The 12,385-nt window shown below is 69.0% G+C and carries 11 protein-coding genes and 1 tRNA gene; 7 read left to right on the top strand and 5 right to left on the bottom strand.

The features are described 5' to 3' along the window. The first annotated feature begins 70 nt into the window (after positions 1 to 70). Complete coding sequence (locus KQ297_RS12465) at positions 71 to 349, top strand: YggT family protein (RefSeq protein ID WP_399251831.1); 279 nt, start codon at positions 71 to 73, stop codon at positions 347 to 349. A gap of 31 nt (positions 350 to 380) precedes the next feature. Here the strand turns inward: KQ297_RS12465 and accC are convergent, their stop codons facing one another. Continuing rightward, complete coding sequence (gene accC, locus KQ297_RS12460; protein ID WP_259739702.1) at positions 381 to 1,733, bottom strand: acetyl-CoA carboxylase biotin carboxylase subunit; 1,353 nt, start codon at positions 1,731 to 1,733, stop codon at positions 381 to 383. Between the two features lie 126 nt (positions 1,734 to 1,859). On the opposite strand from accC, the gene KQ297_RS12455 reads away from it, so the two are divergent. From KQ297_RS12455 to msrB, 3 genes are all read left to right on the top strand, one after another. Further along, positions 1,860 to 1,941 (top strand) — tRNA-Leu (locus KQ297_RS12455). A gap of 17 nt (positions 1,942 to 1,958) precedes the next feature. Continuing rightward, positions 1,959 to 3,245, top strand: coding sequence for a glycosyl transferase (locus KQ297_RS12450; protein WP_185466781.1), 1,287 nt, complete (start codon positions 1,959 to 1,961; stop codon positions 3,243 to 3,245). A gap of 29 nt (positions 3,246 to 3,274) precedes the next feature. Beyond that, on the top strand, positions 3,275 to 3,691 hold the full coding sequence (gene msrB, locus KQ297_RS12445; RefSeq protein ID WP_259739701.1) for a peptide-methionine (R)-S-oxide reductase MsrB: 417 nt from the start codon (positions 3,275 to 3,277) through the stop codon (positions 3,689 to 3,691). 30 nt (positions 3,692 to 3,721) lie between these two features. On the opposite strand, the gene KQ297_RS12440 is transcribed toward msrB, so the two are convergent. Beyond that, positions 3,722 to 4,822, bottom strand: coding sequence for a PRC-barrel domain-containing protein (locus KQ297_RS12440; RefSeq protein ID WP_259739700.1), 1,101 nt, complete (start codon positions 4,820 to 4,822; stop codon positions 3,722 to 3,724). A gap of 65 nt (positions 4,823 to 4,887) precedes the next feature. Beyond that, a complete protein-coding gene (gene smc, locus KQ297_RS12435; protein WP_259739699.1) occupies positions 4,888 to 8,496 on the bottom strand; it encodes a chromosome segregation protein SMC in 3,609 nt (1,202 codons plus the stop codon). 103 nt (positions 8,497 to 8,599) lie between these two features. Between smc and KQ297_RS12430 the strand changes: the two genes are divergently transcribed. Genes KQ297_RS12430 through KQ297_RS12420 form a run of 3 tightly spaced genes read left to right on the top strand, consistent with a single transcriptional unit; the run spans position 8,600 to position 10,055 of the window. Beyond that, on the top strand, positions 8,600 to 9,016 hold the full coding sequence (locus KQ297_RS12430; protein WP_185466785.1) for a YqjD family protein: 417 nt from the start codon (positions 8,600 to 8,602) through the stop codon (positions 9,014 to 9,016). Next, entirely contained in the window at positions 9,013 to 9,426 is a 414-nt protein-coding gene (locus tag KQ297_RS12425) for a phage holin family protein (protein ID WP_259739698.1), read from the top strand. The genes KQ297_RS12430 and KQ297_RS12425 overlap by 4 nt, the downstream gene beginning before the upstream one ends. Next, positions 9,423 to 10,055, top strand: a complete 633-nt coding sequence (locus tag KQ297_RS12420) for a hypothetical protein (RefSeq protein ID WP_259739697.1) — start codon at positions 9,423 to 9,425, stop codon at positions 10,053 to 10,055. Before KQ297_RS12425 ends, KQ297_RS12420 begins: the two co-directional genes overlap by 4 nt. Positions 10,056 to 10,082: 27 nt before the next feature. Here KQ297_RS12420 and KQ297_RS12415 read toward each other — a convergent pair whose 3' ends face one another. Together KQ297_RS12415 and KQ297_RS12800 are read right to left on the bottom strand one after the other, a co-directional pair. Then, positions 10,083 to 11,300, bottom strand: a complete 1,218-nt coding sequence (locus tag KQ297_RS12415; protein WP_259739696.1) for a class I SAM-dependent RNA methyltransferase — start codon at positions 11,298 to 11,300, stop codon at positions 10,083 to 10,085. A gap of 424 nt (positions 11,301 to 11,724) precedes the next feature. Next, positions 11,725 to 12,051, bottom strand: a complete 327-nt coding sequence (locus tag KQ297_RS12800) for a DUF4236 domain-containing protein (protein WP_399251807.1) — start codon at positions 12,049 to 12,051, stop codon at positions 11,725 to 11,727. Between the last annotated feature and the right edge of the window lie 334 nt (positions 12,052 to 12,385).

The raw sequence follows: 12,385 nt of genomic DNA, 5'->3' as shown, positions 1-12,385 counted from the left end.
TCCCTCAGCTGCTTACCGCTTTGTGACGGCCGTTTCAGTTCTGGCGTCTGCCCTGCCGTTGCTGCACACCATGCTGGCCCTGGGCCTGGCGGCCTGGACCCTGCTCTTCCTGTTCCGCATCGTGCTCACCTGGTACCCCCAGGTCGACCTGAGCCGGGGGGCGATGCGACTGATCGGCTGGCCCACCGAAGGGCTGCTGCGCTTCAGCCGCCGGTTGATCCCCGCCATCGGCGGTGTTGACGTGACCCCGGTGATCTGGGTGGGGCTGATCAGTCTGCTGCGGGAGCTGGTGGTGGGTCAGCAGGGGCTGCTCACCCAGGTGCTGCGCCAGAGTCAGTCCCTGACCTGAGCCCAGCGGACTTGGCCCTGACCCCCCTGGATCACCCAGGCGGCAGCATCTCCTGCTCCACGAATTTGGTGTGCACATCGCCGTGCTGAAACTCCGGGCGATCGAGCAGGGCCAGGTGGAACTCGATCGTGGTGGGGATGCCCGTGATCGCACATTCGCTCAGAGCACGGCGCATGCGCCTGATGGCGGCCTCGCGATCGGCCCCCCAGACGATCAGCTTGCCGATCAGGGAGTCGTAGAAGGGGGGGATTTCGTAGCCGGTGTACACGTGGCTGTCGACGCGCACGCCAGGCCCCCCCGGTGGCAGCCAGCCTGTGATCCGCCCCGGTGCCGGCCTGAAGTTCTGCTGGGGGTCTTCGGCATTGATGCGGCATTCGATCGCATGGCCCCGCAGGGTCACGTCGTCCTGGCGCATGCTCAGGGGCTCACCACCGGCGATGCGCAACTGCTCGGCGATCAGGTCGAAACCGGTGACCATCTCGGTGACGGGATGCTCCACCTGGATGCGCGTGTTCATCTCCATGAAATAGAAGCTGCCGCCGCGGTCGACCAGGAACTCCACGGTGCCGGCCCCCTCGTAGGTGATGCTGCGGGCCACCGCCACCGCCGCCTCCCCCATGCGTTGCCGCAGCTGGGGATCAAGGGCTGGACTGGGGGCTTCCTCCAGCAGCTTCTGGTGCCGCCGCTGGATCGAGCAGTCGCGCTCCCCCAGGTGCACCACGTTGCCGTGGCGGTCGGCCAGGATCTGGACCTCGACGTGGCGGGGCCGGTCGATGAACTTCTCCATATAGAGGCCAGGGTTGCCGAAGGCCGCCTCCGCCTCCCCCTGAGCCGCCTTGAACAGGCTCTCAAGCTGATCAGGCTCCTGTACCAGGCGCATGCCCCGCCCACCCCCGCCGGCCGTGGCCTTGACCATCACCGGGTAGCCCATCCGGGCCGCCAGGGCGGAGGCCTCAGCGGCGTCTTCCAGCAGGCCTTCGCTGCCGGGGATGGTGGGGACCCCCACCCGCTGCATCGTGGCCTTGGCGGTGGATTTGTCCCCCATCGCCCGGATCGCTTCGGGGCTGGGGCCCACGAAGGTCAGGCCGTGGGCCGAGCAGATTTCAGCGAAGCGATCGTTCTCGGCCAGGAAGCCATAGCCGGGATGGATCGCATCGGCGCCACGGGAGATGGCCGCGGCGATGATGTTGGGGATGTTGAGATAGCTCTTGCTGCTGGGGGCTTCCCCCACGCAGACCGCCTCATCGGCCAGCTGAACATGCAGGGCGTTGCGGTCGACGGTGCTGTAAACGGCCACCGTGCTGATGCCGAGTTCCCGGCAACTGCGCAGAATGCGGAGGGAGATTTCGCCACGGTTGGCGATCAGCAGCTTGCCGATGGGCATCCGTGGTGGGTCCAGGCCGCTGCGGACTGTATCAGTGCTGACCCTGGGATCTGCCCGTGGCCCTGGGCTGGGACGGGCGATGGGTATATTGACGAGCCGAAGGGAGCTCAGACTCCTGACGGCCACGCGGATGTGGTGGAATTGGTAGACACGCACGTTTGAGGGGCGTGTGGCTTCGGCCTTGCGAGTTCAAGTCTCGCCATCCGCATTTCTCTTCCCCACAACTTGAGAGAGCCGCCGCTGAGCCGCACGCCGCCCACCACAGCGATCGTGCTGGTGTGCAACGGTCCGGGCGAGCTCACCACCTGGGTGCGGCCCCTGGCCCAGCGCCTGCATGAGCAGCTGGCACTCCAGCCGGTCGTTCCTGCAGCGGCCTGCTCCCTGGAGCTGGTGCTCGTTCCATGCCCCAACGCCACTGGCAGTGAACACCGGGTGGCCCGCGAACTCGGTCTCTTCTCGCGCATCGTGCCCGCCCGCCAGTTCTGGGGGCTGCTGCTCAGGCCCCGGCGTTGGGGCCCCTGGCCGGCCCATGGCGTGGTGGTGTTTCTGGGGGGCGATCAGTTCTGGACTGTGCTGCTCTCGGCGCGCCTCGGCTATCGCCACCTCACCTATGCCGAGTGGGTGGCCCGCTGGCCGCGCTGGAACGATCGCATCGCCGCGATGGGTCCCCAGGCCGCCGCGCGGCTCTCGCCCCGCTGGCGCGAGCGCTGCACTGTGGTGGGGGATCTGATGGCCGACCTCTCCGAGGAAGCGCGCGTGGAGTCTTCCCTGCCGGAGGGGGAATGGGTGGCCCTGCTGCCCGGCTCCAAGCGGGCCAAGTTGCAGGTGGGGGTCCCTTTTCTGCTCGACACCGCCGACCGCCTCGCCAGGCTGAGGCCCGGTTGTCGTTTCCTGCTGCCGGTGGCACCCACCACCAGCCTGGCTGATCTGATCGCCTACGGGGGCCGCGACAATCCGATTCAGCGCCACTACGGCGGCCAGCCGCCGCGGTTGCTGGATCCCGAGCCGGGCAGCGGCCGGCACTGGCTGCTGAGCGGTGCCGGCACGCCGATCCTGTTGTACGAGCAGCATCCGGCCCATGGCCCCCTCAGCCAGTGCGCCCTGGCGCTCACCACGGTGGGTGCCAACACCGCCGAGCTGGGGGCCCTGGGAGTGCCGATGATCGTGCTGGTGCCCACCCAGCATCTGCAGGTGATGCAGGCCTGGGATGGCTGGCTCGGCCTGGTGGCACGCCTGCCCCTGCTGCGCTGGTTGCTGGGCCTGGCGCTGACGGCCTGGCGCATGCGTCAGCGCGGGTTCCTGGCCTGGCCGAACATCTCGGCCGGCCGTGCCGTGGTGCCCGAGCGGGTGGGGGCGATCACACCGGCGGAGATTGCCGCCGAGGCCAATGAGTGGCTGGCCCATCCTGAGCGGCTCAGGGGGCAGCGTGAGGATCTGCGCAGTCTTCGCGGCCAGCCCGGGGCCGTGGCGGCCCTGGCGGCGATGGTGCAGGAACTTCTGCCGGCTGCCTAGGTTGATGGCCCCAGGACCCTCAGCGCCCCATGGCCAGTTCCGACGCGGCCGCCGTCACGCCAACCCCCTCAGATCCCGACTGGCGCGAGCGCCTCACGTCTGAGCAGTACCAGGTGGCCCGCTGCGGCGGCACCGAGCGGGCCTTCACCGGCGCCTACTGGAACACCAAGCAGGAGGGCCGCTACGACTGCATCTGCTGCGGTTCCCCGCTCTTCGGCTCCAGCGCCAAGTTCGATTCCGGCACCGGCTGGCCGAGCTTCTGGGCCGGGCTCGATCCCGCTGCGATCACCACCGTGGAGGACCGCAGCCACGGGATGGTACGCACTGAAATCCGCTGTGCCAGCTGCGAGGCTCACCTCGGGCACCTCTTCCACGACGGCCCCGCTCCCACCGGCCTGCGCTACTGCGTGAACTCCGCGTCCCTCGATTTCAAGCCAAAAGACTGAGGCTGCCCGCCTGGGCCGGCCCCCGGAGGTTCACCAAGGATCTGAGAAGCGCTCCTCGTTGCTGCGGGGGCGTGGCGGCGGTGACTCCCGGACTTCCTCTTCAGGCTCCGGGGCCCCGCGGTAGGGCTCGGGCTCCACATCGAGCGGCTGGCGTTGATCCCGGCTGGAGCGCAGCGGTGCCTGGCGGGGCTGAAGGGGCAAGGGGCGGCGCTCGGCCGGTGGCTCCTCGTCGCGATAGGTGTCGGGCTGGTAGCGGGAGGGTTCCCGACCGCCTGCCCCACTGCTGCGCCGCTCGCGTCCGCGCGCCTCGTCGTCGAAGTCGTCCTCGTCGAGGTAGCGGCGTTGGCGCAGGGGTTCCTGCCGCCGGCGCTCCAGCTCCACATACTCCAGTTCCTCCTGCTCCTCCACCTGCACGGCGCGGCTGGAGGCGGGCTGGATGCGGCGTTGCTCCTGCACCCCGGGTTGCCCCGACGCCAGCTGGTTCTCCACGGGCACCATGGTCTGGCGGAAGCGTTCCCGCTCCTCCTGTTCCCAGCTGGGTCCACCGATGCCCAGTTTCTCGAGCAGGCCGCTGCCCAGTTGCTTGAGTTTTTCTTCGGCGCCCTCGTACACGATGATCCGATCGGAGCCGCTGCTCACGATCTCCTCAACGCTCAGTTCCCAGGTGCTCAGCACCCCTTCGCCGAGCAGGGGAACACCGAGGGCTCCCAGCACCAGGGTGGTGAGCTCGCCGGTTTCGATGTCGAAGCTGAAGCCGAGCACCCGGCCCAGTTGCTCACCCGACTCGCTGATCACCTGGCAGTTGATCACCTGGCTGTAGCGGTCGGGATTGAAGCCCTCCGCCAGGGAATCAGCGGAATCCACCAGCACCACATCACCCACCTGGCGGATCCGATCCAGCGGCATCCAGCGGGGCAGCCCCGGCAGAAAACGGGTGAAGGGGTTGTCGCGCAGGCCGAGCGCCACCACCTCACGGCGGTCGATGTCGACCACCACCTCGCCCACGACCCCCAGGCGGCGGCCGGTGTCACGGGTGATCACCTGGGTGCCCATCAGCTCCGAGCGCAGCCAGAGCCTGTCGCTGGGGGTGGCGCCGGAAGGGTCGGAGGTCGGAGGGAAAGAAGAGGTCAAAGGCCAGATCCCGGGGGGGCTTCGGCGAGTGGGGCGGTCGAGTCATTGTGACCCACCGCACCGATTCAGGCGGCGGTGGGCAAACCGACCACCTGGGTGTGGGCGCCCCGGGCCTGGGTCACCCCCACCGTGCGTGTGGCGGCAGCGATCATCGGCCGGCGGTGGCTGACCACCAGGAACTGGGCCTGATCAGCCTGACTGGCGATCAGGGCGGCCAGTCGCTCCACATTCACCCCATCGAGAAAGCTGTCGACTTCATCAAGGGCATAGAAGGGTGAGGGACGGAAGCGCTGCAGGGCGAACAGGAAGCTCAGGGCCGTCAGTGATTTCTCGCCGCCCGACATCGAGGCCAGCCGGCGCACGGTCTTGCCCTTGGGGTGTGCCACCAGGGTGAGACCTCCCTCAAGGGGCTGGGTCTCGTTCTCCAGCTGCAGATGGCCTTCGCCGTCGGAGAGCCCGGCGAAGATCGTTCTGAAGTGGCCATCCACGGCGTGGAAGGCCTCCAGAAAGGCCTCCTGGCGCAGGGTGGCCACGGTTTCGATCCGCAGCAGCAGCTCCTCCCGCTCGCTGGAGAGCACCTCCAGCCGGCCGGCCAGTTCGGCTAGGCGCTGCTCCAGCTGCTCCAGTTCCTCCAGGGCCAGCATGTTCACCGGCTCCAGGGCCTCCATGCGCTGCTGCAGACGCTGCAACTCCTGCTGCAGCGCGTCGAGGCCGGCTGAGCGCACCTCCTCGGAGATCTCGGGCAGGGGATCGGGCAGGGCCCTGCCCATGGCCTCCAGCCGCAGGGCCAGAGCCCGTTCCTGTTCGGTGAGCGCCAGACGCTCCTCCCCCAGCCGTTGCAGCTCCCAGTGGCGTTGCTGCACGGCCTGCCGTTGCTGGGCCACCTGGGCTTCGGCGGCATCGCGGGCGCGACGCCGTTCGCCGAAGCGCTCCTGCAACTGCTGCTGCTGCCCTTCCAGCTCCGCACGTCGCTCCTGGCCCTGGCGTTCCTGCTCCCGGCGCAGGTTGTGCTCCTCGGCCAGGCTGGCCACGGCCTGCTGCAGCCGCTTTTCCTCCAGGGCGAGGGCCTCGAGCTGATCCCCCAGGCGGGTGAGGCTCAGGCTGCGTTCCCGCTGGGCGAGCAGCAGGTTGTCCCGGTGCTGGCGGGCGGCCGCCAGCTGCTGATCGGCCGTCTCCAGATCCTGCTGCAGGCCCTGCCAGCGGGAGCTGTCGCCCGACGCCTGGGCTTCGGCCTCGGCCTGCTCCAGCACCGCCACGTCCTGCAGCAGGGGGGCCAGCTCGTGCTCCAGCTGCTGGCTGCGCTCACGGCCGCTCTCCAGGCTGGCCCGGGTGTGGCTGCGCCGTTGCTGGAGCTGCTCCAGCCGTTGCAGCTGAGGCCCCAGGGCCCGCTCTGCCGCCGCCAGCTCCGCCTTGAGGCCAGCCTGCCGCTGTCGGTCCTCCTGAAGCGCCGGGCGCAGCTGCTCCAGCTGCCGGCCCAGATCAGCCTCCCGGCGACGGCAGACCACCAGGCTCTCCCCGAGCTCCAGCAGACGGCGCCGGTGGGGCTCCGCTTCGTCCTGCTCGCCCGCCCGTCCGAAGCTGAGCTGTCCGGAGCGCTGCTGAAGGCTGCCGCCGGTCATGGCTCCGCTGCGCTCCAGCAGTTCTCCCTCCAGGGTCACTGCGCGGCAGCGGCCCAGCTCGCGGCGGGCGCTGGCGAGGTCCTGGAACACCAGGGTGTCGCCGAAGACGTGGCGGAACACCTCCCGGTAGACGGGCTCGAAGCGCAGCAGGTCGACGGCCCGGCCCACCAGTCCGTCACCGCCGGTGCGTCCACCCCCGCCTCCCCGCTCCAGGGCAGCACTGCCGGCGCTGCCGCCGCCCCGGATCTTGTTCAGCGGCAGGAAGGTGAGGCGACCGGCGCGGCGGCTCTTGAGCAGCTCGATCGCCTGGGAGGCGATGCGGTCGTCATCGACCACCACCTGGGCCAGGCGGCCGCCCGCGGCCACCTCCAGGGCCAGCCGATAGCGTTCCTCCACCTCGGCCAGCTGGGCCACGGGGCCGTGCAGACCACCGAGGCCTGATTCCAGCAGCAGCCGGAGGGCGCCGGTGCCACGGCTTTCCTGGAGGGTGTCGCGGCGGCTTTCGATCCGGGCGATCTCGCGCTCCAGCTGGGTCTGCTCCTGCTCCAAGCGGGTGCGGGTGCGCTGCTGCAGGGCCAGTGCTTCGGCCAGCTCCTGGGCCTGGCGTTGTCGCTCCTCCACCAGCTTCTGCAGGGTTTCGCCCTCGGTCACCAGCTCCTGCAGGTGCCGCTGCTGGTCCTGGTCGGCGTTGCCACCGCTCGCCAGTTCCCCCTCGAGTTCCAGCAGGCGCTCCTCGGCCTGCCTGAGCCTCTCGGTGAGCTGCTGCTGTTCCGCCAGCAGGGGTGCCACCGCCTGCTGCAGGTCATGCCGCCGCTGGCTCCGGTGCTTCTGCTCCTCCAGCCAGGTGCCGGAGCGGCCTGCCACCTCCCCCAGCCGCCGGCGGGAGAGTTCCACGGCGCCTTCGGCGCTGAGGCAGGCCTGCTCCGCCGCCGCCAGGGCGCCGCTGTGCTGCTCGTCGGCACTGAGAGCAAGGCGCTGGCGCTGCAGTTCGGCGTTCTGGCCTTGAAGGTCCTGGCGCTGGCCCTGCAGCGTCTCGGCCTGCTGCTGCTGCCGTTCCGCCTGGCGTTGCAGCTCGCGGGCGCTGGTCTCCAGGCCGGCCAGCTCCGCCTGGACCACCAGCAGGCTGTCTTCTCCGAGGGCCTTGACCTCCGCCTGGAGGAGGGCCAGCCCGCTGCTGGCCTGCTCCAGAGTGTCCTGGGCGGCGGCGAGCCCCGTGCGATCACTCTGTTCCTGTTCCTCAAGAGCCGTCTGGCGCTGCCGCAGGGCATCCAGCTGGCAGCCAGCCTGTTCATGGGCCAGCACCTGCTCCTGCAGGCGGCCGAGCTGCTGGCGCTGGCGCAGGTCCTGATAGGTGCGCGCCTTGGCACAGTCGCGCTCCAGCCTCTGGCGGGCCCCCAGCAGCTCCTGCTCAACGATCCGGCAGCGTTCCTGGCGTTCCTGCACCTCGTCGAGCTTGGCGCGGGTCTGCTCGATGCGGGAATCGAACAGGGCGACCCCGGCCAGTTCATCGATCAGGCCACGGCGGTCGCGGGCGCTCATCGAGACGATCCGGGTCACATCCCCCTGCATCACCACGTTGCTGCCCTCGGGATCCACCCGCAGGCGGCGCAGCTGGGTCTGGAGCTGCTGAAGGTTGCAGGGAACGCCGTCGGAGCTGTAGCTGCTGCTGTAGGTGCCGCCGGGGGCCAGCCGCAGCCGCCGGCTCACGGTCCATTCCTTCTGCCCCGGCTGGATCCAGGGCCCCTCAGCCGGGGCCTCGAGGCCCGCTTCGGCCGGATCGGGCTGCCAGTCGCTGAGATCGAAACGCACGCTGACCACCGTTTCGGCAGCCTTGCCCTGGCGCACCGTGGCGCTGTTGATCAGGTCGGGCAGACGTTCGGCCCGCATGCCGCGGCTGCTGGCCAGGCCCAGGCAGAACAGCACAGCATCAAGAATGTTGCTCTTGCCCGAGCCGTTCGGGCCGGTGATCACGGTGAACGATGGCTCCAGCCGGATGGCCATCGCTCCGCCGAACGACTTGAACTGAGCGAGTTCGACCTGATTGATGTAAACCAACAGGCCCGCGTGCAGTGCTGAGCACCCGCAACCTAGCGGAACTGCTGCCGATCTCAAGCCCCTCCTTATCGTGAAGGGCAGAGACCCTATGCATCGTCAGCCCATGGAACCGGAAACCACCACCGTCAGTCGTGATCGCTTCCGTGAACGCTTCGACGCCCTGCTGCCCACCATCCAGCGCGAGTGGCCGCAGGTGGCCCGCGAAACCCTGGAGGCCACCCGCGGCAACCTGGATGAGATGGTCTCGGTGATTGCGGAGCAGACCGGGCGCACGGCCAGTGGCGTGCAGGACCAACTGCTTGATCTGGTCCACGTGGCCGGCGATCGCACCCGCGACCTGGTGGATCGCATCGGTCCGCTGGAGGAGCAGCTGGAGCATCTTCTCGATGAACTCAACAGCAGCCTGCGGCCCCGGATCGAGAAACCCGTGCGTGACCGTCCGCTGCTGGCGGTCGGAGTGGCTGCTGCGGTGGGGCTGATCGCCGGGCTGCTGCTGGCTCCCGGTCGGCGCTCCTCATGAGTTCGGCCGACGACGAGCGCCGGGGCCGACGCTCCGGCGGCGCTGGGATGGGTCGGGTGGCAGCGGGCCGCGTCACCGCCCTGGTGACGTCGGTGATGGACCTGCACGTGCGCATCGCTCTGCAGGAGGTGGACCAGGAGAAGCGACGGCTGATCAGCGGTGGCGTGCTGCTGGCGACCGGCGGCACCCTGATGCTGCTGGCCTCGGTGGCCGGCCACGTCGCCCTGGTGTTGTGGCTGCACCAGAGCTTCGGCTGGGAATGGCTCCAGGCCGTGCTGCTGCTGTTGGTGGGGGATCTGGTGTTCGCAGGTGTGCTGCTGCGCATCGGTGGCCAGCTGATCAGCGGGCCCTACCTGCCCCAGACCACGGCTGGGCTGAGCAAGACCACCCGCGCCCTGCTGGGCCGATGAGCCCGAAGCCGTTCCCCAGATCCAGCCACGGCGGTGAGGGGAGCCTCGGAACCGAGCCTGGCTCCCAGAGCCCGTCGCCGCCGGATCAGCACGAACCAACCCAGCGGGAGTCGCCCGAGCTGCGCCGTCAGGACGTGCTGCTCACCGAGCTCTGGTGCCAGATGCTGATCGATTGCCACGATCTGGCCGAGGCGCTGCCCGAGGGCCTGCCATCTCAGCCGGTGCCCAGCCGGATCTGGAGCAGCCTGCGCCGGGAGTCGGTGCCCAGCGCCACCAGCCTGGGGCGGTTGTCACCGGAAATCCGCGCCGAACTGCGCCTGCAGACCGGCTGCGCCTGCGGCTTCCACCACCTGCAGCAGATCGGCTACGCCGATGTCTGTGAGCGGGCCAACCAACTGCAGGCCGCCGGGGATGAGGGCTCCTACCTGGGCGGCTGTCTGCTGCTGCTGCTTTCGCTGGTGCTGAGCCTGCCCCCCAGCGAAACGATGGTGGAGCAGCTCAGCCAGCACTACAGCAACGCCGAAGCCGATCTGGAGCGCAGCGAGCAGTTTCTCTTCGAGCTGATGCTCTCGCTGCTGGCCCGGCACACCCAGGAGCTGCTCCAGGTCACGGCTGAGCCGGAGCCATGACGGCCGCGGCCCCGCGGCAGCAGCGCCTCAGCGGATCTCGTAATGCAGCCAGCGGCAGTCGATGCCGCCGTTGCTGATCGGAATCCGCCGCCTGGATTTCATGCGCAGGGCGCCGGTGAGCTCCGGGTTGCCGCTGAGCAGCCAGAGGCTCCAGCCGGAGCAGCGTTGCTTGAGCATCACGCCGAGGTCGGCGTAGAGGGCCTCGAGATTGTCTTCGCCACCGAGCCGGGCGCCGTAGGGGGGATTGCAGACGATCACTCCCGGCCCGCTCGGCGGCTGGAAGTCGCGGCAGTCTCCCTGCTGCAGCTGCACGTGGTCGCCGACGCCGGCGCTGACGGCGTTGGCGCGGGCCTGCTCAAGCACGTCGGCGTTGTGCTCCAGGCCCACGATCGGCGCCAGCGGTGGGGGCGCCTCCGCCAGCCCCTGGGCGGCCTTCACCTCCTGCGCCCAGAGCGCGGCCTTGAAATCGGGCCAGTGGCCCAGCAGCTGGGGCCGCGGCTGGTTGCCGGCGGGATCAAGGCCCGGGGCACGGCCGAGCTGGCGGCAGGCGGCCTCGATCAACAGCGTTCCGGAACCACAGAGGGGATCGGCCAGAGGCACCGAGCCATCCCAGCCCGTGAGGGCGATCAGGCCACTGGCCAGGTTTTCCTTCAAGGGCGCCAGGCCCACGGCGGCCCTCCAGCCGCGGCGGTGCAGGCTGCCGCCGGCCCCATCCACGCTCAGCACCCCCATCCCGCCGCGCCCTCCCGGCGCACGGCCGAGGTGCAGGTGCAGGCAGAGATCGGGATCGTCGCGATCAATCGAGGAGCGCTCGCCCCAGCGTTGCCGTTGCCCATCCACCAGGGCATTTTTCACCTGCAGCGCCGTGAAGTGGCTGTGGGCCAGCCCCGGCAGGCTGCCAGTCACATCCACCCGGAAGCTGCGACTCGGCGGCAGCCACTGGTCCCAGTCGGCGGCGCCGGCCACGGCGTCGTAGAGCTGGCCGGGGCCATCACAGCTGAAGCGGGCCAGTTCCCGCAGGATCCTGAACGGAAGGCGGGCCTGCAGCTGCAGGCGATAGAAGCCCTCCAGGTCGGTGCGGAACGCCACCGCCCGCCGCAGCACCTGCACCGACTCGGCGCCCAGGCTCGTGAGCTCAGCGGCGCCCGCCTCCTCCAGCCCCGGGGGCAGCACGGCCACGCCGGCCAGCGGCCCGCCCATGGATCGGCTCATCTTGGCTTGGCTCTGGCGCTTGGGTTCGGTCATGCCCACCCTGCCGGGCGGCATGGGGACGCGCGTGTGCTGCCACAATGGCAAGGTCAGTCTTCGGACTGACTAGGTGGCTCACACCAGTGCTTCGGACAGCGGTTCGATTCCGCTCAGCTCCATTTCACCCCGCTGCGGCGACGGTTTCACGGGGCTGCAATGGTTTCGACGGGTATGAGGAGGGTGACTGAAGCCTGCTCGGTAAGAGCAAACCCGTAACAGCGAACAACATCGTTCGTTTCTCCCGTCAGCCCGCCCCTGTGGCCGCCTGACTCCTATAGGGAGATGGGGTAGGTCAGCCTTATCACCCAAATGACCCATGGGGGGCTGGAAGGCCCCCTTCCACTTGTCAGATCAGCTGTTGGTGTGGCAGACCAATCCCCGCCAAGCCCCGCACCCTGGCTTGACTGGCGGGAGGCTTGTCTCATCGTGTTCGCAGGGTTTCAGCGAACCCCCACCCCTGCAAGGCGAAACCGTTGCTCAAGGCAGATGAGCGGCCCATCTCTGAGATCAGAGCGCTCCAGGCGCAGCTCTCCGATCGGCCCGAGCCCCTACGCGTCGACTTCAACCTCCTGCAGCGCATCGACGATCTCGCGTTACCGGGTGGCGGCCTCACCATCGCTGCCACGACGGGGGGAACGTGGGCAGTGGCGCAACGTTTCACGATTGACAGGCTGCTGACCCCGTTCTTGCTGAAATTGAGAGGCAGACCCGGAAGGATCCTGAGGCGGCGGCGGTAGCGGAATTCCATCAGGCCCTCCCCTCGCGTTGGATCACCCGCAGTTGGCGCTCCACCTCCCGCTGGGTCATCCCCCCGCCCCAGACACTGCTTCGATGCAGGTGGTGAGCCCGCCAAAGAAGACCTGGCCGATCATGGGGGAGGGGGCACATTGCCTCGACACACCAAACCAATGTCATTTCAGCATTGCATTGCAGTAGGGATTTAATTGGGGCCTCCTGAAAAAGCTATTGCTCGGGCCAGCCTCTGATCCAGAGATGCCTGCGCCGTGATCATCTCAGCATGTAGCCAAACTCAGTCCCGATGAAATGAGCGGCGTGGGGCGCCTCTCAGAGGCGATACATGC

This window comes from Synechococcus sp. CS-205 (assembly GCF_025128255.1).
GTDB lineage: Bacteria > Cyanobacteriota > Cyanobacteriia > PCC-6307 > Cyanobiaceae > Regnicoccus_A.
Note: the sequence above shows the minus strand (reverse complement) of the source record. Positions and strands in the feature narration are given on the sequence as shown.